The 24631-nt window shown below is 73.3% G+C and carries 20 protein-coding genes and 2 pseudogenes; 18 read left to right on the plus strand and 4 right to left on the minus strand.

All coding sequences use genetic code 11. The features are described from left to right. Nucleotides 1-348: 348 nt before the first annotated feature. The 6 genes from BJF80_RS03095 (at nucleotide 349) to BJF80_RS03120 (ending at nucleotide 3829) form a co-directional block, all read left to right on the plus strand. Entirely contained in the window at nucleotides 349-1425 is a 1077-nt protein-coding gene (locus BJF80_RS03095) for a TadA family conjugal transfer-associated ATPase (protein ID WP_075811249.1), read from the plus strand. Beyond that, nucleotides 1419-2180 (plus strand): type II secretion system F family protein, encoded by a 762-nt coding sequence (locus tag BJF80_RS03100; RefSeq protein ID WP_075811251.1) that lies wholly within the window; start codon nucleotides 1419-1421, stop codon nucleotides 2178-2180. The genes BJF80_RS03095 and BJF80_RS03100 overlap by 7 nt, the downstream gene beginning before the upstream one ends. After that, nucleotides 2177-2758, plus strand: coding sequence for a type II secretion system F family protein (locus BJF80_RS03105; protein WP_022925438.1), 582 nt, complete (start codon nucleotides 2177-2179; stop codon nucleotides 2756-2758). Before BJF80_RS03100 ends, BJF80_RS03105 begins: the two co-directional genes overlap by 4 nt. Before the next feature lie 77 nt (nucleotides 2759-2835). Next, entirely contained in the window at nucleotides 2836-3039 is a 204-nt protein-coding gene (locus tag BJF80_RS03110; protein ID WP_022925439.1) for a DUF4244 domain-containing protein, read from the plus strand. A 32-nt stretch (nucleotides 3040-3071) separates the two neighbouring features. Beyond that, nucleotides 3072-3401 carry a TadE family type IV pilus minor pilin gene (locus tag BJF80_RS03115; RefSeq protein WP_075811253.1) on the plus strand — a complete coding sequence of 110 codons (330 nt, stop codon included), beginning with the start codon at nucleotides 3072-3074 and terminating at the stop codon, nucleotides 3399-3401. After that, nucleotides 3398-3829, plus strand: a complete 432-nt coding sequence (locus BJF80_RS03120; RefSeq protein WP_158068456.1) for an Rv3654c family TadE-like protein — start codon at nucleotides 3398-3400, stop codon at nucleotides 3827-3829. The genes BJF80_RS03115 and BJF80_RS03120 overlap by 4 nt, the downstream gene beginning before the upstream one ends. A 36-nt stretch (nucleotides 3830-3865) precedes the next feature. Here the strand turns inward: BJF80_RS03120 and BJF80_RS03125 are convergent, their stop codons facing one another. Next, entirely contained in the window at nucleotides 3866-4300 is a 435-nt protein-coding gene (locus BJF80_RS03125) for a hypothetical protein (protein WP_143553944.1), read from the minus strand. Nucleotides 4301-4895: 595 nt separating this feature from the next. On the opposite strand from BJF80_RS03125, the gene BJF80_RS18100 reads away from it, so the two are divergent. Further along, complete coding sequence (locus BJF80_RS18100) at nucleotides 4896-5099, plus strand: hypothetical protein (RefSeq protein WP_143553945.1); 204 nt, start codon at nucleotides 4896-4898, stop codon at nucleotides 5097-5099. A gap of 163 nt (nucleotides 5100-5262) precedes the next feature. Here BJF80_RS18100 and sftH read toward each other — a convergent pair whose 3' ends face one another. Next, complete coding sequence (sftH, locus tag BJF80_RS03130) at nucleotides 5263-7596, minus strand: DNA 3'-5' helicase SftH (protein ID WP_075811305.1); 2334 nt, start codon at nucleotides 7594-7596, stop codon at nucleotides 5263-5265. A 164-nt stretch (nucleotides 7597-7760) separates the two neighbouring features. Between sftH and BJF80_RS03135 the strand changes: the two are divergent. Together BJF80_RS03135 and BJF80_RS03140 are read left to right on the plus strand one after the other, a co-directional pair. Continuing rightward, nucleotides 7761-10069, plus strand: a pseudogene (locus BJF80_RS03135) (sodium-translocating pyrophosphatase). A 56-nt stretch (nucleotides 10070-10125) separates the two neighbouring features. After that, on the plus strand, nucleotides 10126-11574 hold the full coding sequence (locus BJF80_RS03140) for a DUF7059 domain-containing protein (RefSeq protein WP_527251113.1): 1449 nt from the start codon (nucleotides 10126-10128) through the stop codon (nucleotides 11572-11574). Nucleotides 11575-11580: 6 nt separating this feature from the next. On the opposite strand, the gene BJF80_RS03145 is transcribed toward BJF80_RS03140, so the two are convergent. Further along, on the minus strand, nucleotides 11581-12327 hold the full coding sequence (locus BJF80_RS03145) for a hypothetical protein (RefSeq protein ID WP_075811261.1): 747 nt from the start codon (nucleotides 12325-12327) through the stop codon (nucleotides 11581-11583). A gap of 140 nt (nucleotides 12328-12467) precedes the next feature. On the opposite strand from BJF80_RS03145, the gene topA reads away from it, so the two are divergent. Continuing rightward, nucleotides 12468-15170, plus strand: coding sequence for a type I DNA topoisomerase (gene topA / locus BJF80_RS03150; RefSeq protein WP_075811263.1), 2703 nt, complete (start codon nucleotides 12468-12470; stop codon nucleotides 15168-15170). Nucleotides 15171-15198: 28 nt separating this feature from the next. Here topA and BJF80_RS03155 read toward each other — a convergent pair whose 3' ends face one another. Then, the gene (locus tag BJF80_RS03155; protein WP_075811265.1) at nucleotides 15199-16404 is read right to left on the minus strand and encodes a trans-sulfuration enzyme family protein; all 1206 of its coding nucleotides are present in this window, start codon (nucleotides 16402-16404) and stop codon (nucleotides 15199-15201) included. A gap of 217 nt (nucleotides 16405-16621) precedes the next feature. Between BJF80_RS03155 and BJF80_RS03160 the strand changes: the two genes are divergently transcribed. The 8 genes and pseudogenes from BJF80_RS03160 (at nucleotide 16622) to BJF80_RS03195 (ending at nucleotide 24575) form a co-directional block, all read left to right on the plus strand. Continuing rightward, nucleotides 16622-17089: a winged helix-turn-helix domain-containing protein gene (locus BJF80_RS03160; RefSeq protein WP_158068457.1), complete on the plus strand. Its 468-nt coding sequence runs from the start codon at nucleotides 16622-16624 to the stop codon at nucleotides 17087-17089. 63 nt (nucleotides 17090-17152) lie between these two features. Continuing rightward, the gene (locus BJF80_RS03165) at nucleotides 17153-20878 is read left to right on the plus strand and encodes a S8 family serine peptidase (RefSeq protein WP_143553947.1); all 3726 of its coding nucleotides are present in this window, start codon (nucleotides 17153-17155) and stop codon (nucleotides 20876-20878) included. After that, nucleotides 20833-21267, plus strand: coding sequence for a hypothetical protein (locus tag BJF80_RS03170; RefSeq protein WP_075811271.1), 435 nt, complete (start codon nucleotides 20833-20835; stop codon nucleotides 21265-21267). The genes BJF80_RS03165 and BJF80_RS03170 overlap by 46 nt, the downstream gene beginning before the upstream one ends. After that, nucleotides 21264-22150: pseudogene (locus BJF80_RS19615) on the plus strand (cell wall-binding repeat-containing protein); the annotation flags it as partial. The gene BJF80_RS03170 and the pseudogene BJF80_RS19615, both read left to right, overlap by 4 nt. 45 nt (nucleotides 22151-22195) lie before the next feature. Further along, nucleotides 22196-22477, plus strand: a complete 282-nt coding sequence (locus BJF80_RS19620) for a cell wall-binding repeat-containing protein (protein WP_237767400.1) — start codon at nucleotides 22196-22198, stop codon at nucleotides 22475-22477. Between the two features lie 86 nt (nucleotides 22478-22563). Then, the gene (locus tag BJF80_RS03185; protein WP_022925451.1) at nucleotides 22564-23073 is read left to right on the plus strand and encodes an Lrp/AsnC family transcriptional regulator; all 510 of its coding nucleotides are present in this window, start codon (nucleotides 22564-22566) and stop codon (nucleotides 23071-23073) included. A gap of 43 nt (nucleotides 23074-23116) precedes the next feature. Continuing rightward, nucleotides 23117-23890 carry a MerR family transcriptional regulator gene (locus BJF80_RS03190; protein ID WP_075811307.1) on the plus strand — a complete coding sequence of 258 codons (774 nt, stop codon included), beginning with the start codon at nucleotides 23117-23119 and terminating at the stop codon, nucleotides 23888-23890. A 112-nt stretch (nucleotides 23891-24002) separates the two neighbouring features. Then, on the plus strand, nucleotides 24003-24575 hold the full coding sequence (locus BJF80_RS03195; protein WP_075811277.1) for a hypothetical protein: 573 nt from the start codon (nucleotides 24003-24005) through the stop codon (nucleotides 24573-24575). The last annotated feature ends 56 nt before the right edge of the window (nucleotides 24576-24631 follow it).

Consider the following 24631-nt stretch of genomic DNA (forward strand, 5'->3'; position numbering starts at 1 on the left):
TCAGGGTCCCTGGCGGACGGCGTTTTTCCAGCACCGCAGGTGTCGGGTACCGCTTGCAATTGGTCTAGCGGGTGGGGCATACTTGGGGGTACAGCGCTCCTCGCAAGAGTTGTAGCGCGGGTGTTCGGGATCATCCCCCCCTGATCCTGGACACCGACGCCCCGGCTTCCCCCCGCCGGGGCCGTCCCCTTTTCCCGGGTCTTTCCCGCTTCCTGACCTCTCCCAGCTGCTGGTGCGCGGGTAGGCGCCAGGAGCCCCGGTCCACACCCTGCTCGGCTCCGGTCGGTCGTCCACAGATGCGGCGCCACCCCTGGTGCGGGTCCCTCCCGCCGCGGCACGGTCGGTGCCATGACCTCACCAGCGATCCTGTCGCCCACACCGGCGAGCCTCCCGCCGGCACCCGAGCAGGAGCTCCGGGCGGCCCTCGGGCCGCTCGCCCCGATGCTCAGCGACCCCGCCGTGACCGACATCCTCGTCAACGGACCGGACAGCGTCTGGTGCGACCGCGGCGAGGGCGTGGACCGGGCCGCGCTCCGACTGACGGACGAGCGCAGCGTGCGCAGGCTGGCCGTCCGGCTCGCCGCCCTGGCAGGCCAGCGCCTCGACGAGTCCAGCCCGTGGGTCGACGGCCTGCTGCCGGGAGGCCTGCGCCTCCATGCGGTCCTGCCGCCGCTGGTCGAGGGGACGGCCCACATCAGCCTGCGTGTCCCGCGCCGACGGGTCCCGAGCCTGGAGGACCTGCGGGCCTGGGGGATGGTCGACGACGTGGGGTATGTGCTTCTCGAGGCGGTGATCGGCTCGACGGTGTCCTTCGTGGTGGGTGGCGGCACGGGCACGGGCAAGACCACGCTGCTGGGCGCCATGCTCTCGCGCTGCGACCCGGGTCATCGGCTCGTGGTCGTGGAGGACGTCCGTGAGCTGCGCATCGACCATCCGCACGTCGTGCACCTGCAGGGCCGGGCGCGCAACGTCGAGGGCCGCGGCGAGGTCACCATGACCAGCTTGGTGCGGCAGTCGCTGCGGATGCGGCCCGACCGGGTCGTCGTGGGGGAGGTGCGGGGAGCCGAGGTGCGCGAGCTGCTGACCGCGCTCAACACCGGTCACGAGGGTGGCTGCGGCACGGTTCACGCCAACGCGGCCGGCGATGTCGTGTCGCGCTTCGAGGCGCTGGGAGCATTGGCCGAGATGTCCCGCTCGGCGGTCCGGGCCCAGGTGGGCAGCGCGATCGAGGTGGTGATCCACCTGGCCCGCGACGGTCGTGGCAGGAGGACCCTGCGCGAGATCGCTCTCCTCCGGGACCATCCCGAGCGCGGTGTCCAGGCGGTGACGGCTCTGGCCGCTGGCACGCAGGGCTGGCGACCTGGGCCGGCGCTCGACGAGCTGCTGCGCCGGCTCGGTCTGGAGCGAGGTGAACTCCCGTGGTGACCGGCCTGTCCGGGGTCGGCGGAGCAGTCGTCCTGCTGGCGCTGCTGGCAGGAGCCTCGGCGGGCGTCGGCCTGGCGTCTGCTCGTCCGCGAGCGACGCCGGTCCCGGCCGGCGCGGGTGCAGGTCGGGGGCACGGACCCGTCCGTCCCGCGCCCGAGGTGTCCGGCCTGCTGCGCCGGTGGCGCGCGACCCGAGACCGCGCAGACCGGAGAGCGGCGGAGGAGCTCGGCGTGGTCGGCACGATCGCCGCGGCGTTGGAGGCGGGGCTGCCCGTCGCCCGCGCCGTCCGCCTCGCGGTTCCGGACCCCCCGGACGGGTCGACGGATGGCGCCGACTGGCGTCCGCTCGCCCGAGCGGCGGCCGAGGGTCAGGCGTTGGCCCCGGCCTGGGACCGCCTCGGGCGCACGACCTCCAGCCCCACGCTCACGGCGGTGGCACGGAGCTGGGCGGTGGCCAGCAGGAGCGGAGCGCCGATCGCCGACGCGCTGCGGACCAGTGCTCACGTCGCCCGTGAGCGACAGCGGCTGGAGCGTGCGATCAGCGCCGCCAGTGCCGGAGCCCGGGCGACCGCGACCGTGCTGACCTGGCTGCCCCTGGCGGGAGTGGCGCTCTCCGCGGTGCTCGGCGTCGGGCCGGTCGAGCTCTACGGCAGCCCCTCCGCCCTTCTCTGCCTGGGGGCGGGAGCAACGCTCCTCCTGGTCGGGCGACTTCTCGTGCGGCGCCTCGTCGCGCGCGTCGTCGCGGAGCTGCGATGAACCCGCTCGCCACGATCGCGCCGGGGACCGGTCTGCTCGTCGCGGCCCTCACCGTCGCGGCTGCGCTGGTGCCGCTCGTCCGGGTCTCCACGCCCCGGTCGAGCTGGACCCCGCCGCGGCGGCCGACGCGCCGGGGCACTCACGTCTCCTGCTCCGCGGACGTGGCCGAGGCGCTGGACCTGCTGGCGCTCGCGCTGCAGGGCGGGGTGTCGCTCGGCGCGGCCGCGCGCACCGTGGCCGTCGAGCTGGACGAGCCGCTCCGGGGTGAGCTCGACGCCGTGGGGCAGGACCTGCTCGAGGGCAGGGACGCCTCCCCGAGTTGGGAGTCGGCCGGTGCGCGATGGGAGCCCGCCAGACGCACCGTCGAGGTGGCCTCGCTCGCCGGTGTGCCTCCCGCCCCCGCGCTCCGCCAGACCGCGACGGACCTGCGTCGTGGCTCCGTGGCCCGCGCCGAGGTGGCGACCGCCCGGCTCGGGGTCCGCCTCGTCCTCCCGCTCGGGCTGGCGTTCCTCCCGGCTTTCGTGCTGACCACGGTCGCCCCGCTCGTCCTCGCCCTCGTCCGGGACCTGTCCTGGTGAGGCCCACGCCCCGGCCGCTCGACGGTCGGCACGAGCGTCTCCGTCCGGAGGCGCCACCAACCCACAAGGAGGGGAACATGAAGAACACCACCATCCGCCTGCGCGACGCCGTCAGGGAGCTGCGGCACCGCGGGGAGGCGGGCATGACCACCGCGGAGTATGCCGTGGGCACCATCGCGGCGTGCGCCTTCGCCGCCGTGCTGCTCGCCATCCTCAAGTCCGGTGCCGTCAAGGGGGTGGTCACCTCGGTGATCACCACCGCGCTCTCGGTGTCGCTGTGAGCCGTCGCGGGCGCCGGACCCGGGATCGGGGGATGGTGAGCGCCGAGCTGGCCCTCACCGTCCCCGCGGTCCTGCTGGTGCTCGCGATCTGCCTGACCGCCCTGAGTCTGGGGGTCGATCAGGTGCGGTGCGAGGACGCGGCGCGCGTGGCAGCGCGCGCCGCGTCCCGCGGCGAGGAGACGGCCGTCGTCGAGCAGCTGGCGCGGGACCGGGCACCGGAGGGTTCGAGCGTCGTCCTCGGCCGGGACGCCGAGGCGGTCACCGTCGAGGTCCACGCGCCGTCCCGGGCGCGGCTGCTACCAGCACTCCCGGCGGCGCACGCCTCTGCGCGCGCGGTATGGGAGCCAGGAGCGGCGCCGTGAGGCCGGGGGCGGACCGCCGTCGTGACGCGAACCCCGACACGGGCTCGGCGACGGTGCTCGGCATCGGCCTCGTCCTGGGCGTGGTCACCGTCCTGGTGCTCGCCCTCGGGCTGGTGGCCGTCCTCGTGGCCGGCCAGCAGGCGCGCACGGCCGCCGACCTCGGCTCCCTGGCCGCCGTCGGCGAGGTGGTGCAGGGTGTGGATCCGTCAGGGGCCTGCGCGGTGGCCGGGCAGGTCGTCGATCAGCACCGGGCTCGACTGGTGGCCTGCGCGTGGGAGCCGTCCGGCGGTGCCTGGCCCGAGGTCGTGGTCTCGGTGCGCAGGTCGGTGCCCGCCACCCCGTGGACCGTCACCGCGAGGGCGCGCGCCGGGACCGTGCCGTCCCGCCCCACTCCCAGGAGAGCTCGAGGGAGGCCGCCCCCTGCTTGACGCTGAGCAGGTGGGCCGCCAGGTCCGCTCCCAGGCTCACCTCGTGCGGCTCTCGTCGCCGAACCTCCCGAAGCAGCGCGCGGGCACCCGGCCAGGGTCGAAGACCGCGGTGAGGACCGAGGTGAGGACCGCGGAGGACGTGCCCTTGGGGACGAACCGTGAGTAGAAGGGGGCCATGGCCCGGCCACGGTCGGTGGTCTCGTCCTCCAGCACATGATGCTGCCCGGGCATGAGCGGCGCACTGAAGAGCATCTTGGCGGCGATGATCGGCGCGGTGGCGTGCCGCCGGACCCGACCGACCCGGCAGCCGGAGGTGTGACGCATGCTGAGGAGACCGGACGAGGAGCCCTCGACGCCGAAGTAGACGGCGATGTAACGGTCCGGGAAGCCGCTGGCCGCCTCGACGACGAGCCGAGTGGTGACGCCGCGCAGGTGACCCTGGGCGTCGAGGGTCGCGGTCTCGTGGATCATGCGGGTCGTCAGCACCCCGGCCGACCGGTGCACCAGGGGCTCCAGGGGTCGAGGCCAGCTCGCTCGACAGGCTCTGCCCCAGCGAGGCGACCAGGGGCGCCACCCCCGGGTGGGACCACCGACCGCGGGGGCGGTTCGGCCCGAGCAGCGACAGCAGGCTGCCCGGGGACAGGCCGTCGCATCACGCCGCCACCCACTGTTGACCCCACCCGCGCGGGTGAGGTTGGGTGCTGCGTGGTGCGGCAGGCAGCAGGTCGATGGTGCGGCGGGGCGACATCGACGTGCGGGGGCTCGACTGCAGGGGGGTCGAGTCCCGGTGCTGGGTACCCCGTGGCCGGCATCGAGGCCGAGGCAGGCGCCCTGCTCGGGTCGACCTGGCTGCTGACAGTCAGGTGGAGCGGGGGGACCGCTGTTCTCCCGGGCCGGTGCCGGTGGTGCGCCCCGCTGCACGATCGCCACCGGACCGGGGCAGGATCGGCTGCTCGTCCGAGGCAGCCGACCCGGACGCAGAGCCGCCGGCGCCGACCGCGCCGCGCCCGAGTCGCGCCCCAACCGCGCGGCGTCCTGCTGCCGCTCAGAGCGACGGTCGGACTCGGTGGCCTGGCGTCGCAGCTCGCGGACCTCCTTGGCGCGGCGTGCCTTGGCGCGGGTGCCGACGGCGAGCAACCAGAGCCCGCTCGTCGCCGCGGCCAGGGTGATCCCCCCGACGACGAACAGCCAGATCGGGGTGATCTCGACGTTGAGCACGCCGTGGGAGATGGCGACGGGGTCCATGCCCTGGGTGGCGAGCCACATGTAGATCACCACGCGAGCGCCACAAGCAGGAGGATGACACCGAAGACAACCATGACGGTCCTTTCGTGAGCGGCGGGCGGTCCGCGTCCGGCAGGGCCGGGCGGGTCCCCCTGGGCGCAGAGAGTACCGCAGCCGGCCCGGCTGCTCGGCCGGTCGACCCCGCTCGGCTAACGGGCGGGGACCACCACGGTGCGCTCGCTCAGCAGGTGGTCCAGCACCGCGATCGCGCCCCGCTTGTCCAACGGTTCGTTGCCGTTGCCGCACTTGGGAGACTGCACGCACCCCGGGCAGCCGTCGGTGCAGCCGCAGGATCCGATCAGGTCGCGTGTGGCCGTCAGCCACTCCGCAGCCTCAGTGAAGGCACGCCGGCTGAAGCCCGCGCCCCCCGGGTAACCGTCGTAGACCATGACCGTCGGCAGCCCGGTGTCGGGGTGCAGGGCGGTCGAGACGCCGCCGATGTCCCACCGGTCGCACGTGGCCAGCAGCGGGAGCATGCCGATCGAGGCGTGCTCCGCGGCGTGCAGCGCCCCCGGCACGCCCGCTTCACCGACCCCGGCCAGGGCCAGCTCCTCCAGCGGCAGCGTCCACCACACGGCCTGGGTGACCAGGGTGCGTGAAGGCAGGTCGAGCGGATGCGTGCCGATCACCGTGCCGTCGCTCAGCACCCGCTGGAAGGAGGTGACCTGGGTGGTGACCTCGACCCGGCCCGAGGCCAGCGTGGCCGCCCCCCACGGCTGCACGACGGAGGTCTCCCGGATGACGAAGGTGCTCTCGCTCCGTGCCCGGGTGCTCCATCCCGGATCGCCCGCGACCACCAGCGCCACCGATGCGTCGAGGTCGAGCTCGGTGACGACGTGGGGCTCGCCCTGGTGCACATAGACCGCGCCCTCGTGGACGGTGCTCAGCGCACGCGCCTCGTCGACGGTGCCGAGCACCCTGCCGCTGCGGCCGTCGACGATCTGCACGGTCTGCCCGACGCCACGCAGCGCGACGTGGTCGCTGGCCCGGTCCGGGCGGGCCCAGTACCACCCCGTGGGGCGTGCCCGGAGGATCCCACCGACCATTAGCTGCTCGGCCAGGCCTGCCAGACCGGGGCCGAACCACCGCGCGTCCTCGGGGGTGAGCGGCAGCTCGGCCGCGGCCGCAGCGAGGTGCGGCCCCAGGACGTAGGGGTTCTCCGGGTCCAGGACGCAGTTCTCCACCGGCTCGTCGAAGACGAGCTCCGGGTGCTGCAGCAGGTAGCTGTCCAGCGGGTCGTCGGAGGCGACCAGGACGGCCAGGGACGAGGCGCCGCGGCGACCGGCGCGGCCCACCTGCTGCCAGAAGGAGGCTCGGGTCCCCGGCCAGCCGGCGATGACGACGGCGTCGAGCCCGGCGATGTCGATGCCCAGCTCCAGCCCGCTGGTCGCCGCCAGGCCCATCACGGTGCGGTCGCGCAGCGAGGACTCCAGGGCGCGGCGCTCCTCCGGCAGGTAGCCCCCGCGGTAGCCGGCGACCTGGGGCGCCGCGCTCCCGGAGCACGAGGCCGCCCTCGCCTCCAACGCCTCCCGCGCCCGCGCTGCGACGTGCTCCACCCCGACCCGGGAGCGGGCGAAGGCGACGGTCTGCACGCCCGCTCCCACGAGATCGGCCAGCAGGTCGGCCGTCTCGGTGGCGGTTCCGCGCCGCCGTCCGTCGTCGGTGCGGCCGGGATCCCAGAGCGCGACGACCCGCTCGCGGCGGGGTGAGGCGTCCGCGGTCACCGCGGTGACCTCCTGTCCGACGAGAGCACTCGCGAGCTCGTCCGGCGCGGCCACGGTGGCCGAGGCCAGGATCACCGTCGGCTCTGCGCCGTAGCGCGCCGCGACCCGCAGCAGCCGACGGAGCACCGCCGAGACGTGGGCGCCGAAGACCCCGCCGTAGACGTGGCACTCGTCGACCACGACATACCGCAGCGCCCGCAGGAAGGGCGCCCAGCGCTCGTGCCCCGGGAGCAGCGTGTGGTGCAGGAGGTCGGGGTTGGTGAGGACGTAGTGGGCGTGCTCCCGGATCCACCGGCGCTCCTCGCCCGGGGTGTCGCCGTCGAGCCGGGCGACCCGCACGCCGGGCACGGCGAGCGTGTGGAGCCGTGCCTCCTGGTCCGCGCCGAGGGCCTTGGTCGGGGCGAGGTAGAGCGCCGTCGCGCCGCGGCCGGTGACCGCTCCCGTGCCCTCGCTGAGAGCTGTGAGAACCGGAAGCAGGTAGCCCAGCGACTTGCCAGAGGCCGTGCCGGTCGCGACCACCACGTGCCGCCCCGCGTGGGCGAGCTCGGCGACCGTGCCCTGATGCTCCCAGAGCGTGTGGATGCCCTCGCCGTGGAGCGCCGCGGTGACGGTCGGCGCGCACCACGTGGGCCAGGGGACCACCCTGCCCTCGCGCGCCGGCACGGTGCGGACGTGCACCAGCCGGTCGGCCCGGGCACCGCGGGACAGGTGCTCCAGGACGGCCCGCGGGTCGACGTCGGTCTGCTCCAGGTGGTCCATCTCGTGACCCACGCTACGCCGGGCCGCCGACCTACCCGCTGCGCATCGCGGCGGGTGCTAGGAGTTGGGGCCGGTGATCACTAGAGTGATCACATCCGACCGATGTCCCGCGGGTCCGTCCGCGCCATCGCCCGCAACGGTGCGGGCCGTCCCAGGAGGCACACATGTCCCCAGTCGCTGCCGCGAGCGAGGTCTCGCTCTCGGGTGCCGACACCTCGATCGTCATCGTGGTGCTGTGCATCGCCCTCGTCGCCCTCGTCATGGGGTTCATGTTCCGCCGGGAGGTGCTGGCGACCTCCCCCGGCTCGGGCTCGATGCAGGAGATCGGCAGCGCCGTCCAGGAGGGCGCGTCGGCCTACCTGGGGCGGCAGTTCCGCACCCTCGCCATCTTCGCGGTCGTCGCCTTCGTGCTCCTCCTGGCGCTGCCCGCGGACGACATGATGATACGGATCGGCCGGTCCGTCGCCTTCCTCCTCGGCGCCGGCTTCTCGGCCTTCATCGGATGGCTCGGCATGAACCTCGCGACCGCCGCGAACATGCGGGTCGCCGAGGCGGCGCGCACCACGGGCCGGGACGACGGCATGCGGATCGCCTTCCGCACCGGAGGCACCGTCGGGATGGCCACCGTCGGCCTGGGCCTGCTCGGCGCGGCGGTCGTCGTGCTCGTCTACCAGGGCGACGCCGCCAAGGTGCTCGAGGGCTTCGGCTTCGGCGCGGCCCTGCTCGCGATGTTCATGCGCGTCGGCGGCGGCATCTTCACCAAGGCGGCCGACGTCGGCGCCGACCTCGTCGGCAAGGTCGAGGCCGGCATCCCCGAGGACGACCCCCGCAACGCGGCCACCATCGCCGACAACGTGGGTGACAACGTCGGGGACTGCGCGGGCATGGCGGCCGACCTCTTCGAGTCGTATGCCGTCACCCTCGTGGCGGCGCTCATCCTCGGCACCGCCGCGCTCGGCGCCGAGGGTGGCCTCGTCTTCCCGCTGGTCATCCCGGCCATCGGCGTCATCACCGCGATCATCGGCGTCTTCATCACCAAGGCCCGGGCCGGGGAGAACGGCCTGCAGGCCATCAACCGCAGCTTCTACATCTCCGCGGCCATCGCGGCCGTCGCCTCGGTCATCGCGGCCTTCGTCTTCCTGCCGGCATCGCTGGACGTCACCGGCGGGTTCGCGCTGCAGGACGGGTCGGCCGGCGGGGAGCAGATCAACGCCGCCGTGGGCGGGGCCGCCTCCGTCGTCATCGGCATCGTGCTGGCCGCCTTCATCCTCTGGCTGACCGGCTACTTCACCGGCACCGAGACCAAGCCCACCAACGACGTGGCGCGCACCTCGCTCACCGGCCCGGCCACCGTCGTGCTCTCCGGCATCGGGGTCGGCCTGGAGTCCGCGGTCTACACCGCGGTCACCATCGCGGCGGCGATCTTCGCGATCTTCACCCTCGGCGGCGGCTCGCTCATCGTCTCGCTCTTCTTCGTGGCGCTCGCCGGGTGCGGGCTGCTCACGACGGTCGGCGTCATCGTGGCGATGGACACCTTCGGCCCCGTCTCCGACAACGCCCAGGGCATCGCCGAGATGTCGGGCGACGTCGATGGCGAGGCGGCCCAGATCCTCACCGAGCTGGACGCGGTCGGCAACACGACCAAGGCGATCACCAAGGCATCGCGATCGCGACCGCGGTGCTCGCGGCCACGGCGCTCTTCGGCTCCTACCTGGACGCCATCCTGCAGGCGCTGGAGACTGCCGGCGACGCCAGCGGCGAGGTGCTCCAGTCCTTCCTCGTCTTCGACCCGCGCGCGCTGGTGGGCGTCCTCATCGGCGGCGCCGTCGTCTTCCTCTTCTCCGGCCTGGCGATCAACGCCGTCACCCGGGCCGCGGGCGCCATCGTCTTCGAGGTCCGTCGGCAGTTCCGGGAGAAGCCGGGGATCATGGACTACAGCGAGAAGCCGGAGTATGCCCGCGTCGTGGACATCTGCACCCGCGACTCGCTGCGCGAGCTCGCCACCCCGGGCCTGCTCGCGGTCTTCGCCCCGATCGCCGTCGGCTTCGGGCTCGGGGTCGGGGCCCTGGCTGGCTACCTCGCCGGGGCGATCGGCACCGGCGTCCTCATGGCGGTCTTCCTCGCCAACGCGGGCGGCGCCTGGGACAACGCCAAGAAGATCGTCGAGGACGGCAACTTCGGCGGCAAGGGCACGCCCGCGCACGAGGCGACCGTCATCGGTGACACCGTCGGCGACCCGTTCAAGGACACCGCGGGCCCGGCCATCAACCCGCTCATCAAGGTGATGAACCTCGTCGCCCTGCTCATCGCGCCGGCCATCATCGGCCTCACCTACGGCGACGGCGCCAACGACCTGGTCCGCTGGGGCATCGCACTCGTCGCGATGGCCGTGATCGTGGGGGCCGTGATGGTCTCCAAGCGGCGCGACATCGCCATCGGCGAGAGCGAGCCGGCACGGGCGGTGGAGAGCTGAGCCTCCCGCCGCCGGGGAGCGGCGACGGCGCGGCGCTCGCCGACCTGCGGGCCGACCTGGAGGCTGCCGACTACACCGTCGACCGGCTCGCGCAGGTGCTGGGGCCGGTGGCCGTGGCGGCGCTGCACCGGGAGCAGCCGTTGCCCGCGCTGCGGGCCACCGAGGGGTCCGAGGACCCGGTGGCCGTGCTGTGCCGGCTGTTCGCCCTGGGCGTTCGCGTCGCGGCTCGCGAGCTGGACCGCGCCCTGCCCCGGACCGGTGCCGCGGGACTGCTGGCCCTCCGGCTGGTGGCGCGGCACCAGGACGGCTCGGACCTGGTCGCCGCCTGCGACCTGCGTCCCTACGCGACCGAGCAGGAGCGGTGGTGGGTGGTCTCGGACCGCTCCGAGATGGCGACCGGCGGTCCGCTCCCGACCGACCACGTCCTCGGGATCGGCGGTGCCTCGACCACCCTGTCGAGCTGGACCCCACGCCCCCGGGTCGAGCGCGCGCTCGACATCGGCACCGGCAGCGGCGTCCAGGTGCTGCACCTGGCCGGGCACGCGGCATACCTCGTCGCGACCGATCTCTCGGAGCGGGCGCTGCGCTTCGCCCGCTTCACCCTCGACCTCAACGGGGTCGACGCGGACCTGCGCCCCGGCAGCCTGCTGGACCCGGTCGCCGACGAGCAGTTCGACCTCGTCGTGAGCAACCCGCCCTTCGTCGTCACCCCGCGCGACCCGGACGTGCCGGTCTACGAGTACCGCGACGGCGGGCAGGCCGGGGACGCGCTGGTGGCCGGGCTGGTGCGGGACCTGGCCGCACACCTGCGTCCCGGGGGGATCGGACAGCTCCTGGCCAACTGGGAGCTGGGGCCGCAGGAGGCATGGACCGACCACGTCGGGGCGTGGTTCGACGGGACCGGGCTGGACGCGTGGGTGGTGCAGCGTGAGGAGCAGGACGTGGCCGACTACGCCGAGACCTGGATCCGCGACGGTGGGCACCAGCCGGGCACGGCCGACTTCGACGCGATGTATGCCGCGTGGCTCGACGACTTCGCGCACCGGGGCGTGGAGCGGCTGGGTTTCGGGGTGGTCACCGTGCAGCGTCCGCTCACCGGGCGCGAGTCGTGGACCGACCTCATGGACGTGCGCGCCCCGGTCGCCAGCCCGATGGGGCCTGCCGTGCTGGCCGGTCTGCGTGCCAGGACGTGGCTGGCCGAGCACGACGACGACGCGCTCCTGGACACCGCCTGGCAGGTGGCGCCGGACGTCACCGAGGAGCGGATCGGCGTGCCCGGTGGCGACGACCCGCAGGTCATCCAGGTGCGTCAGGGCGACGGGCTGCGCCGGACCGTGCGGCTCGACACGCTCGGGGCCGGCCTCGTCGGTGCTTGCGACGGGGAGCTGACCGCCCGACAGCTGTGTGCTGGTCTCGCGGTGCTCACCGAGCAGGAGCCCGGCACGATCCACACCGCGGTGCTGCCGACCCTGCGCGACCTGGTCAGGGACGGCCTGCTGCGCTGAGGGAGATCAGCGCGCCTGGCCGAAGCGGTAGGCGGAGCGGGCGATGAAGAACTGCCGGCCCAGCTCGGAGCTGCGGCAGGTCACCCCGTCCTCGCTGGACTGGCAGGAGGCGCCCTCGACGGCGAGCGTCCGGCCGTACTCCAGCACCGCGGCGTCGGTGTCCTCCACGCCGGTGGTCGGCGCGCCCACCTCGTCGGCCCACCACCCGCCGGCGACGGCACCGGCGGCGGGGGCCAGCGGCTCGGGCGGGCAGGTCCAGACCCCGCCGGCGTCGGTGAGCACCATGGCGTCGGCCGAGGCGACGTCGCAGTCCCCGAGGCTGTCGTCGACGAGGTGCTCGGCGTTGGCGTCGTAGGTCTTGTCCAGCAGCTGACAGGTGGCGCTCGGGCCGTTGAGCACGCAGGCGATGTTGCCGCTGGGCGTCACGAAGGCGGCGCTGTCGCCCTGCACGGTGATCGTCCCGCCGTCCTCGCTGACGCTGCGGTCCCCGGCCGCGGGCTGGATGTCGGCCGGCTCCGTGGGCGGCGGTGCCGGCTCGGCCTCCTCCTCGCTCTCGCCGGAGGCCTCACCCTCGGCGGCGTCGTCGGTCTGGTCCTCGGACCCCGACCCCTGAGCACCCTCCTGCTCGCCCTGGGTGCTCGCCCCGCCGTCGGGCGTGTCCTGCCCGCCGTCCTCGCCGTCGCACCCGGTGAGCAGCACCGCCGCGACCGCCAGGGCCGCAGCGCCGGGGCGCAGCCGCCGTGCACCGTGCATACCTGTCCTCCGCCTCGAGCCGCGAGCCGTCATGAGAAGTCAGCGTAGCCGTTGGCCGTGCATGCGTTACGGTGCTGCCCGAGGTCCCCGTGTCGGGCGTCGCGACGAATCCGCGGCACACGGGGCGAAGGAGCGCACGCGTGGCACCAGGCAGCAAGCTCGTCATCGTCGAGTCGCCGGCGAAGGCGCAGAAGATCGGGGAGTACCTCGGCACGGACTTCCGGGTGGACGCGAGCGTCGGCCACATCCGCGACCTGCCCAATCCCTCCGAGCTCCCCGCCGACATGAAGAAGGGGCCCTACGGCAAGTTCGCCATCGCCGTCGAGGACGGCTTCGACCCCTACTACGTCGTGGACGGTGACAAGAAGAAGAAGGTCACCGAGCTGAGGCGTGCGCTCAAGGACGCCGACGAGCTCTTCCTCGCGACCGACGAGGACCGCGAGGGGGAGGCCATCGCGTGGCACCTGCTCGAGGTGCTCAAGCCCAAGGTGCCGGTGCGGCGGATGGTCTTCCACGAGATCACCAAGGAGGCCATCCAGCGCGCTGTCAACGACACCCGCGAGCTGGACACCGACCTCGTCGACGCCCAGGAGAGCCGACGCATCCTGGACCGGCTCTACGGCTACGAGGTGTCGCCGGTCCTCTGGCGCAAGGTCAAGCAGGGGCTCTCCGCCGGCCGCGTGCAGTCGGTCGCCACCCGGCTCGTCGTCGAGCGTGAGCGGGAGCGGATGGCCTTCAAGGTCGCCTCCTACTGGGACGTCGAGGGGGAGTTCGCCCCGGGCGGCAACAGCGGCCAGGGCTTCGAGGCCAAGCTCACCGGCGTCGACGGCTCCAAGGTCGCCAGCGGCCGCGACTTCGCCGACGACGGCACGCTCAAGACCAAGAACGCCGTGCAGCTCGACGCGGCGGCGGCCGAGGCGATCGCCGCCGGCACCCGCGAGGCCGACGTCGTCGTGCGCGAGGTCTCGGAGAAGCCCTACACCCGCCGTCCGTCCGCGCCGTTCACCACCTCCACGCTGCAGCAGGAGGCCTCGCGCAAGCTGCGGATGAACAGCCAGAGCACGATGCGCACCGCGCAGCGGCTCTACGAGAACGGCTACATCACCTACATGCGCACCGACTCGACCAACCTGTCGAGCCAGGCGGTCAGCGCCGCTCGGAGCCAGGCGCGCGACATGTACGGCGCCGACTTCGTGCCGGAGAGCCCGCGGGTCTACGGCAAGAAGTCCAAGAACGCGCAGGAGGCGCACGAGGCCATCCGGCCCGCCGGTGACTCCTTCCGCACCCCGGCCCAGGTCGCGGGGGAGATCCGCGGCGGGGAGTACGCCCTCTACGAGCTGATCTGGAAGCGCACCGTCGCCTCCCAGATGGCCGACGCCAAGGGGTCGACCGCCAGCGTCAAGCTCACCGCCACCCTGCCGGAGGGCACGAGCGCCGGCGGCACGGCATACTCCAGCGCGGAGTTCTCCGCCTCCGGCACCGTCATCACCTTCCGCGGCTTCCTCGCGGCCTACGAGGAGGGCCGCGACGAGAGCCGCTACGGCGAGGACAGCGCGATGGGTATGCGCCTGCCGAAGCTGAGCGAGGGGGTCGCGCTGGAGACGCTGCGCGCCGAGGCGCAGGGGCACCAGACCAGCCCGCCGGCGCGCTACACCGAGGCGACCCTGGTCAAGGCGCTGGAGGAGCGCGGCATCGGCCGCCCGTCCACGTATGCCGCGACCGTCGGCACCATCCAGGACCGCGGCTACGTGCACAGCCGGGGCTCGGCGCTGGTCCCGACGTGGCTCGCCTTCGCCGTGACCCAGCTGCTGGAGCAGCACTTCCCGCGGCTCGTGGACTACGACTTCACGGCCTCGATGGAGACCGACCTGGACCGGATCGCGAACGGCGAGGAGCAGCGCGTCGCCTGGCTCCAGCGCTTCTACTTCGGTGACCAGGCGACCTCGACCGAGGGCCTGCGCGACCTCGTGGCCGACCTCGGCGAGATCGACGCCCGCGCGATCTCGGCCGTCACCACGAGCGACGGCACCGTCGTGCGGGTCGGCCGCTACGGTCCCTACGTCGAGCTGCCCGGCGAGGACGGCGAGAGCCCGCGCCGTGCCACCGTGCCCGACGAGATCGCGCCGGACGAGATGACCGCGGCCAAGGCCGAGGAGCTGCTCGCGGCCGCGGCCGACGACGGCCGAGTGCTCGGCACCGATCCCGAGACCGGGCGCGAGATCGTCGCGAAGAACGGCCGCTACGGTCCCTACGTCACCGAGGTCATCGAGGACGAGGAGGGCGACGGCGGCGGCAAGGGTGCGAAGAAGAAGGCGAAGGTCAAGCCGCGCACCGGCTCGCTGTTCCAGGGCATGGACCTCGCGACCATCGAGCTGGACCAGGCGCTGCGTCTGCTGTCGCTGCCCCGCGTGGTCGGCCAGGACGCGGAGGGTGTCGACATCACCGCCCAGAACGGTCGCTACGGGCCCTACCTCAAGAAGGGCACCGACAGCCGCTCGCTGGAGACCGAGGCGCAGATCTTCGACATCACGCTGGAGGAGGCGCTGGCGATCTACGCCCAGCCCAAGCAGCGCGGCCGGGGTGCGGCCAAGCCGCCGCTGGCCGAGTTCGGCGAGGACCCGGTCTCGAAGAAGAAGGTCGTCGTCAAGGACGGCCGGTTCGGGCCCTACGTCACCGACGGGGAGACCAACGCGACCCTGCGTCGCGGCGACGACCCCGAGACGCTCACCGAGGAGCGGGCCTTCGAGCTCATCGCCGAGAAGCGCTCCAAGGGACCGACCACGCGCAAGAAGACCACCCGCAAGGCGCCGGCGAAGAAGAAGGCCCCGGCGAAGAAGTCCTGAGGGTGGGCGCACCCGGCCCCCGGGCTCGTCAGCGGGAGGCCGTCTCCATCTCGCGCGGGGCCAGGCGCGCCTCGAGCAGCGCCTGGTCCAGGTCGGCGATGAGGTCCTCGGGCGCCTCCAGGCCCACGGACAGCCGGAGTATGCCGGCGCCCGGCTTGGCCTCGTCGGCCACCGGACGGTGGGTGAGGGCGGCCGGGTGCTGGATGAGCGAGTCCACCCCGCCGAGGGAGACCGCGTGCGTGATGAGTCGGCAGGAGCCCGCCACCGCGGCGGCCGCCTCGTAGCTGCCGAGGTCGAAGGCCAGCACCGCACCGGGACCGGCCATCTGGCGGCCGATCAGCCGGGTCGGGTCGCCGTCGGCGCCGGGGTAGAAGACCTGCTCGACGCCCGGGTTTCCCCGCAGCCACCGGACGAGGACCTGGGCGCCCTCCTGCTGCGCCCGCACCCGCAGGGGCAGGGTCTGCAGACCGCGGTGGGCGAGGTAGGCGGACAGCGGGTGGAGCACGGCGCCGGTCACGGCGCGCACCGGGCGGATGCGCTGCGCCCAGGCCTCGGACGTGACCACGGCCCCCGCCAGCACGTCTCCGTGCCCGGCGAGGAACTTCGTCACCGAGTGCATGACCAGCGTCGCGCCGAGCTCGAGCGGGCGCTGCAGCACCGGCGTCGCGAAGGTGTTGTCGACCAGCACCGGCACGTCGCCGGCGGCGGCGACGACGGCCTGCAGGTCGACGAGGTCGAGGGTGGGGTTGGCCGGGGTCTCCACGACGACCAGCCCGGTGTCTGGCTCGAGCGCGGCAGCCACCCCGTCCGCGTCCGTCCACGTGACGCGGGTGCCGAGCATCCCCGTGGCCAGCAGGTGGTCCGAACCGCCGTAGAGCGGCCGGACCGCGACGACGTGCGGGGTCCCGGCGCCGACGCAGGCGAGCAGGACGGCGCTCAGGGTCGCCATGCCGGAGGCGAAGGCGATGCCGGCCTCGCCCCCCTCGAGCTCGGCCAACGCGTCCTCGAAGCGCGCCACCCCGGGGCTCCAGAGCCGCTGGTAGACCGCTGACTGCCCCTCGAGCCGCTGGCCCCCGCCGGCCATCTGGTCGTAGGCCTCGCCACCGCTCTCGACGTCCGGCAGCGGGTAGGTGCTGGACAGGTCGATCGGGGGCACGTGCACGCCGAGGGCGGTGAGGTCGGCGCGACCCGCGTGCACGGCGCGGGTGTCGAGGTCGGGGTGCTGCGGTGTCATGGACCCAGGATGCAGAATCTGCGTGTTCCAGTCAAGATCGACGGTGGATCTACGTCGATATAACCATGAACCGGGGATAACTGCGTATATGGAGGAGATCTGCCGCAGGTCTGGCGGGACGAGCACACCTGCCCCTAGAGTCAGGTCTCGATCGGCGGAGGGTAAGCGGATGACGGTCTCTTTGCGGAGGTCGACGGCGGATCGGCCGATGGTGGTCGTGGTCGCCGCGACCCGGCGCGAGCGCGAGCGGCTGCTCGCGAGCCTGCCCGGCGACGTCGCCGTGGTGCTGGCCACCTCCCGCGAGAACGCCGCGGACTTGCTGCGCTCGGGTGCGGGGGGTGCGGCATACCCGTCGCGAGGGATCGGCGTCGACCTCGACGCCGAGCACCGCACCGTGGTGTGGGGTGGGCGCGTCCTGCGGCTGACGCCCCTGGAGTTCGAGACCCTGGGTCTGCTCAGCTCGGACCACCAGCACGTCTGGTCGATCGCCGAGCTGACCCGGGACGTGTGGGCGACCGGCTACGTCGGCGACGGGGCGCAGGTGCGCTCGGTCATCAAGAGGCTGCGCCGCAAGCTGGCCCTGGCCGGTACGCCCCTGGAGATCCGGACCGTCCGCGGGGCCGGCTTCCAGGCGGTCTGCACCGTCGCCGACCAGGGCCGCACGCCCGAGCCGATTGCCCCATAACTGCCCCGGTCCGCCCGTTGTCGCCGGCCGCGACACTCCCTAGTCTCAGCACCACCCACAGGGGTGAGCAGTGCTGACCGGGAGGCGGACGACATGGGTGCAGGGGTATGGCGCAGGGTGGTCGCGGGGATCGGCGGGACGGGGTTGCTGCTCAGCGGCGCGCTCGTCGCCTCCCCGGTGCAGGCGGCCCCGGCGCCGGACGCGCAGGACAAGATCGAGCAGGCGCTGGCCCAGGAGTTCGAGCAGGAGGAGCGGGTCGACTTCTGGGTGCGCCTGGGGGAGCGGGCCGACCTGAGCCCGTTCCAGGACGTCCGTGACTGGGGGGCCCGCGGCCAGGGGGTCTACGACGCCCTGACCAGCACCGCGCAGGACAGCCAGCAGGACGTGCTGCGGCGGCTCGACGAGGCGGGCGCCACCTACGAGTCCCACTGGATCACCAACGCGGTCCACGTCACCGGTGGGTCCCAGGACCTGGCCCTGGAGCTCGCCGGGGAGCGCGAGGTCGAGGGGATCTACCCGACGGTGTCCTACGAGCTCCCTGAGGTGGAGCCCGCCCCCTCCGACCTTCCCGCACCGGCGGCGGTGGAGTGGGGCGTCGCCGACATCAACGCCGACGACGTCTGGGCCGAGTACGGCGTGGCCGGGGAGGGGATCGTCGTCGGCTCGATCGACACCGGGGCGCAGTTCGACCACCCGGCGCTGGTGGGGGCATACCGCGGCAACAACGGGGACGGGACCTTCGACCACGACTACAACTGGTTCGACGCCGCGGGGGTGTCCCCGGACGAGCCGGTGGACCTCGAGGGCCACGGGTCCCACGTCACCGGCACCATGGTCGGTGACGACGGCGGTGACAACCAGATCGGCGTCGCCCCGGGGGCGCGCTGGATCTCCGCCAACGGCTGCTGCCCCACCGACGAGGCGCTCATCAGCTCGGGAGAGTGGATGCTGGCCCCGACCCGGACCGACGGCTCCGACCCCGACCCAGCGATGCGGCCGCACGTCATCAACAACTCCTGGGGCACGACGTCGCCCTCCGACGACCCCTTCATGGAGGACGTCTCGCTCGCCTGGGCCGCGGCGGGCCAGTTCGGGGTGTGGGCCAACGGCAACATCGGGCCGGGCTGCGAGAGCTCGGGATCGCCCGGCAGCCGCATCATCAACTACTCGGTCGGCAACTACGACGCGGCGCACGAGATCAACCCGACGTCCAGCCGCGGGACCGGTCAGGACGGGGAGACCAAGCCCAACATCTCGGCGCCCGGCACGGCAGTGCGCTCCTCGGTGCCCGGCAACGGCTACGCCTCCTACTCGGGCACCTCGATGGCCTCGCCGCACGTGGCGGGGGCGATCGCGCTGCTGTGGGCCAGCTCCCCGCAGCTCGTGGGTGACGTCGAGACGACCACGTCCCTGCTCGACGGGACCGCTACGGACAACCCGGACGACCAGTGCGGTGGCACCGACGAGGACAACAACGTCTTCGGCGAGGGCCGGCTCGACGCCCTGGCCCTGCTCGACGCCGCACCCCGGGGACCGGTCGGTGTGGTCGAGGGGACGGTGACCGACGCGGCGACCGGTGAGCCGCTGGCCGGCGTCGAGGTCGAGGTCGCCGGCCCGGTGGAGCGGATGCTCTCCACCGACGGGGAGGGCGCCTACCAGGCCCTCGTCAGCGCCGGGGACTACTCCCTGACCGCCTCCCGCTTCGGCTGGCTGGAGCAGTCCGCCGACGTCACCGTGCCCGAGGACGGGACGGCCACCCAGGACTTCGCCCTCGAGCCCGCGCAGACGGCCACGGTCAGCGGCACCGTCACCGACGGCTCCGGCGCGGGCTTCCCGCTCTACGCCCAGGTGTCGGTGGCCGGCCAGTCGCTCGCCACCTTCACCGACCCCCTCGACGGCGGGTATGCCCTCGAGGTCCCGGTCGGCGAGGAGGTGCGCCTCGAGGCCGTGGTGCAGTACCCGGGCTATGAGGTGGTCGAGCAGGACGTGCTCGTCGAGGCCGACACGGTGGTCGACCTCTCGCCCACGGTGCTGCCCGACTCGTGCACGGCACCCGGCTACACCGCCAGTGACAGCGTCGTCCTCGCGGAGAGCTTCGACGCCGGGGTGCTGCCCGACGGGTGGGAGATCGAGGACAACCTGGACAACGGCCAGGTCTGGGCCGTGGACGAGGACGGCGGCGGCACCGGCAACCTCACCGGCGGCGAGGGTGCCTTCGCCTACGTCAACTCCGACGCCTACGGCCCCGACGGGGAGCAGGACACGTCCCTGGTCTCGCCGGTCATGGACCTCAGCGGCCTGGAGAACCCGAGTGTCAGCTTCGCCCAGGCCTACATCCCGCTCGGCGACATCGCCGACCTCGACGTCAGCACCGACGGCGGCGAGAGCTGGACCACGGTGTCGACCTGGACGACCCCGCAGGAGGGTGTCGAGGTGAGGGTGCCGCTCCCGATGGCGCAGGGCGAGGCGGACGTGCGGCTCCGGTGGCACTACCACGAGGCCGTGTGGGCGTTCTTCTGGCAGGTCGACGACATCGTCGTCGGCTCCCGCAGCTGCGACCCGACCGGTGACGGCGGGTATGTCGTGGGCTCGGTGTCCGCCTCGGCGGATGGCTCCGCGGTGAGCGGCGCCGCCGTGACCAGCCTGGACGTGCCGGAGGACCGCGGCACCAGCCGGGACACCCCGGCGGACGAGGGCCAGGACGACGGCTTCTACTGGCTGTTCAGCAGCGTGTCCGGCGAGCACCCCTTCGAGGCCACGGCGCGCGGCTACGGCGCGGCCACGCAGGACGTCGACGTCGAGCAGGGCGGTGCGGTCCGCGCCGACTTCGTGCTCGATGGCGGGCTGCTGGAGCTCGACCCGGGTCTCATCGAGACCGAGGTCGAGCTGGGTGAGGACTCCGAGACCGTGGACCTGACCGTGACCAACAGCGGCACCGGCCCGGCCGAGGTCACGCTGGAGGAGGTGCGCGGTGACGCCACGCTGCTCCGCGCCGACGGCCGGCGGGTCACCGCGACCGGCGAGGACGCCGCGGCGGGCGCCCCGACCCGGACCGTGGACGTCGAGCCGCGGGTCGGGGCATACCTCACGGCCGACGACGCGCCGGCCGGTGAGCCGGTCATGCGGCCGCACGAGGAGCCGTGGACCGAGCTCGCGCCCGTGCCGGCCACGATCGTGGACCATCGCGTGGTCGAGATCGACGGGGCCTGGCACAGCTTCGGCGGCTTCGACGGCACCGAGCCCACGACCGCCCACTACCGCTACGACGCGGCCACGATGGAGTGGACGGCGGGCGCCGACCTACCGCTGCCCCTCATGGCTCCGACGGCCGGGGTGGTAGACGGCCGGATCGTCGCGGCCGGCGGCTGGGACGACGTGGGGAACACCCGCAGCGAGGCCTACGTCTACGGGCCCGAGGACGACGCCTGGACCCAGGTCGCGGACGCCCCCGTCGCGGTCGCCTGGGCCGGCCAGGCCACGCTCGACGGGATGCTCTACTCCGTCGGCGGGTGCACCACCGGCGACTGCGACCCGACGACCGCCAGCACGGCGGCCTACGACCCGGCCACGGACACCTGGACCGCCCTGGCGGACTACCCCCGCCCGGTGGCCTTCCCGTCCTGCGCGGGCCTCGACGGACGGGTGGTCTGCGCCGGCGGGATCGGCGACGGCGGCCAGTCCACCACCGAGACGTATGCCTACGACCCGGTGGCGGACGCCTGGACGCAGGTCGCGACGCGCCGGTGGACGCCTGGGGCTCGGCCTACGCCGGGGCCGACGACCAGCTGATCGTCACCGGTGGGCTCCAGCAGGGCGCGATCAGCAACGACGCCTTCTCCTACGACGCGGCGGCGGACGACTGGGCCGACCTGCCGAACCCCAACAACCCCGCCTTCCGCGGGGCCGGGGCGTGTGGCTTCGTCATGGTCGGAGGTCAGAGCGAGGCAGGGTTCAGCGACGTCGTCGAGCTCCTGCCCGGCTACGACCTGTGCGGCGACGGCCCGGTCGACGTGCCGTGGCTGTCGCTGAGCGAGACCGAGCTGTCCCTGGCGGCCGGCGAGTCGGCCACGGTGCAGGTCACGACCACGGGTGAGGTGGCGCAGCCCGGGCTCTACACCGCCGGAGTCTCGGCGGAGGGCGGTATGCCGGGCACGGCGCGACCACCGAGGTCGAGATGACCGTGCTCCCGCCGGCCACGTGGGGCAAGCTCACCGGGCTGGTGGCCGGGGACGACTGCGCCGGCACCACCGACCCGCTGGCCGGCGCGACCGTCGACGCCTCACCGACGCGGGGAGAGGGCCCGAGGTGGCGCTGGGTCACCGACGACGAGGGACGGTATGCCCGCTGGATCGACACCCGGGTCGGCGAGCTGGAGCTCATCGCCTCGGCGGTGGAGCACCTGCCCGAGTCCGAGCTCGTGGAGCCACTCCGCGGTGAGGTGGTGGAGCAGGACTTCGCGCTGCTGCACGAGGACTGCGACACCGACCCCGGCCCGATCCACCCCGAGGTGGTCCGGGTGGCCGGTGAGGACCGCTACGGCACCGCCGTCGAGCTGTCGCAGGCCTACGACCCCGGCGTGGGTGCGGTCTTCCTGGCCACGGGTGCCGACTACCCGGACGCCTGGCCGGGGCCGCCCTGGCCGGCAGCACGCAGGTGCCCGTCCTGCTGACCAAGTCCGACGGCCTGCCCGCCGTGACCGCGGCCGAGCTGGAGCGGCTGGACCCCGGTGAGCTGGTCGTGCTCGGCGGCGACGGTGCGGTCGAGGACGCCGTGGTGGAGGCGGCGGCCGAGGCGGCCGACGCCCCGGCGCGACGGCTCGCCGGACGGGACCGGTATGCCACGGCGGCGCTGGTCGCGGCGGAGTTCGGCTCGGCGGAGACGGCCTACGTGGCCACCGGCCGCGACTTCCCCGACGCGCTCGCCGGTGCGGCGCGGGCGGGTGCCGTGGACGCGCCGGTCCTGCTCGTGCGGCCGGACTCGGTGCCGGGCAGCACCGAGCAGGCGCTGGTCGACCTCGGGGTCGAGCAGATCGTCGTGCTCGGGGGGACTGGCGTGATCGAGGACGGCGTCGAGACGGAGCTCGAGGAGTTCGGCGAGGTGGATCGGGTGTCGGGTGGTGACCGCTTCGGCACGGCCGCCCTCATCGCGCAGGACTACCCGACCGCGGCGGAGGTCTACGTCGCCAGCGGCCAGGACTGGCCGGACGCGCTCGCGGGTGCGGCGGCCGCGGGCGCCCAGGACGCCCCCCTGCTGCTCGTGCGGCAGGGCTCGGTGCCCCCGGCGACGTGGACCGCGCTGGAACGCCTCCAGCCCGGCCTCATCAGCGTCCTCGGCGGGGAGATGGCCGTGGCCGACACCGTCCTGGAGGAGCTGCGCACGCTGGAGTGACCTCCCCTCGGACCGCAGCCCGGCCGCTGCCCACCCCTCACGGCCGGGCTGCGCCATCTGCGGCGCGGGCAGGCATACTGTGCTGCGTGCCGAAGAATCCTCGTGACGACAAGCCGCTCGACGACACCGACCTCGCCCTCGTCCGCCTCCTGGAGGTGGACGGGAGGATGTCCAACGCCACGCTCGCCCGCGAGGTCGGCATCGCCGAGTCCACCTGCCTGGTGCGGGTGCGCTCCCTGCGCGAGCGCGGGGTCGTGCGGGGCATCCACGCCGACATCGACCCGGTGGCCGTCGGCCGGCCGGTGGAGGCGATGATCGCCATCCGGTTCGGCGGGCACCGGCGGGCGAACTTCGAGGAGTTCACCCGGGAGGTGCCCGAGCTGCCGGGCGTGCTCGGCGCCTACCACGTCTCCGGCGCGATCGACTACTACGTCCACGTCGCGGTGCCGAGCGCGGACGCCCTGCGCGACTTCGTGCTCGACCACCTCACCAACCGCCCCGGCGTCCTCCACGCGGAGACCTCGCTGATCTTCGAGTCTCTCCACGGGCGGGGAACGATGACCGCCGAGGAGGTCCCCGTCCCGGAACGGGCTTGACCCTCACGCACCGTGAGGCCCCAGGCTCGGGAGCGTGATCGAGATGACGGACCTGCAGCTGCTGACCGTCGGCCAGGTGGCCGAGGAGGTCGGCGTGAGCGTGCGCACGCTGCACCACTACGACGAGATCGGTCTCGTCGTCCCCAGCGAGCGCAGCTTCGCCGGCTACCGCCTCTACACCGAGGAGGACCTGACGCGGCTGCAGCACGTCGTCGTCTACCGACGGCTCGGCTTCGGGCTCGAGGAGGTCGCGGCCCTGCTGGAGCAGGACGCGGACGTCCTGGAGCACCTTCGGCGGCAGCGGTCGGCGATCACGGACCGGATCGGCGAGCTCACCGAGCTCGTGCGGTCGATCGACGCAGCGATGGAGAGTGAGATGAGCGGCTACCAGATCACCCGCGAGGAGCAACGAGAGATCTTCGGTGACAACTTCACCGACAACTTCGACGACTACCAGGCCGAGGCCGAGCAGCGCTGGGGTGACACCGACGCCTGGAAGGAGTCGAGCCGGCGGACCAAGAGCTACACCAAGGAGCAGTGGGAGCAGATCAAGGTCGAGCAGGACCAGGTCAACGCCCGCTTCGTCGAGCTGCTCGAGGGCGGCGAGCCCGCAGACTCCGAGGCGGCCATGGACGCCGCCGAGGAGGCGCGACAGCAGATCTGCCGGTGGTTCTACGACTGCCCGCGCGGTATGCACGCGAGCATCGCGCAGATGTACGTCGACGACCCGAGGTTCACGAAGACCTACGAGGACATCGCCCCGGGCCTGGCGCAGTTCGTCCGGGACGCCGCCGTCGCCAACGCCGCGCGGGGCTGAGACCGGGCGGGACCGAGGCCGGGAGACCGGGCGGCCTCTCACCCTTGTGGGTGAGGGGCCGCCGGGTGGACACTGGGCTCTCGGATGCCCCGACCCGTGACCCGGAGGTGCCATGTCTGAGGACACGTCGAAGGTGCTCGTCATCCCAGGGGAGTGGAGCGGTGACGTCGCTGGGGCTGCTTGCGCCGTGGGTGCGGCGGCCGGTCTCGTCTCGACGCTCTTCTTCTGGCGCACGGCATGGAAGATCGATCTCGCGACAAGCAGCGTCGTGCTGGCGGACGAGCAGTGGGTCGACGGCTCTTTCGCTCAGCGAGCGACCCTCGTGGTAGTCCTGATGTCACTGTGGTTGGCAAGCCTCGTGTTCATCGCGACCGCAGTGCTCGCGGTCATCGAAGCGAGGGCAGTCACCCAGCGCCAGGTGGTTGCGGCGTCCCCACCTGAGGCACCAGGGACGGGAGAGCGGAACCTTGTGGCGCAGAGTGTCTCGGAGGCGGTCAAAGCCGTCTCGGTCATCGCAGACAAGCTGACGCGCGCTCGGGGAACGGTCGTCCTCGGGGTTGCCGGCATGGTCCTCGTCGTCGGTGCTTTCACGGTTCTCGGGGCAGTGCTTGGGGACGACGGCGGCGGGACGGTCGCCGACGACAGCGAGCAGACGGCGACCCCGGGCGCGACGAGGCCACGGTGACCGAGGTTCCTGCCCCGGCTGACGACGGCACCGCGACGGGCGACGCGCCCTGACCG

The sequence above is a fragment of the Serinicoccus sp. CUA-874 genome (assembly GCF_001942225.1).
In the GTDB taxonomy this organism is placed as follows: Bacteria; Actinomycetota; Actinomycetes; order Actinomycetales; family Dermatophilaceae; genus Ornithinicoccus; species Ornithinicoccus marinus.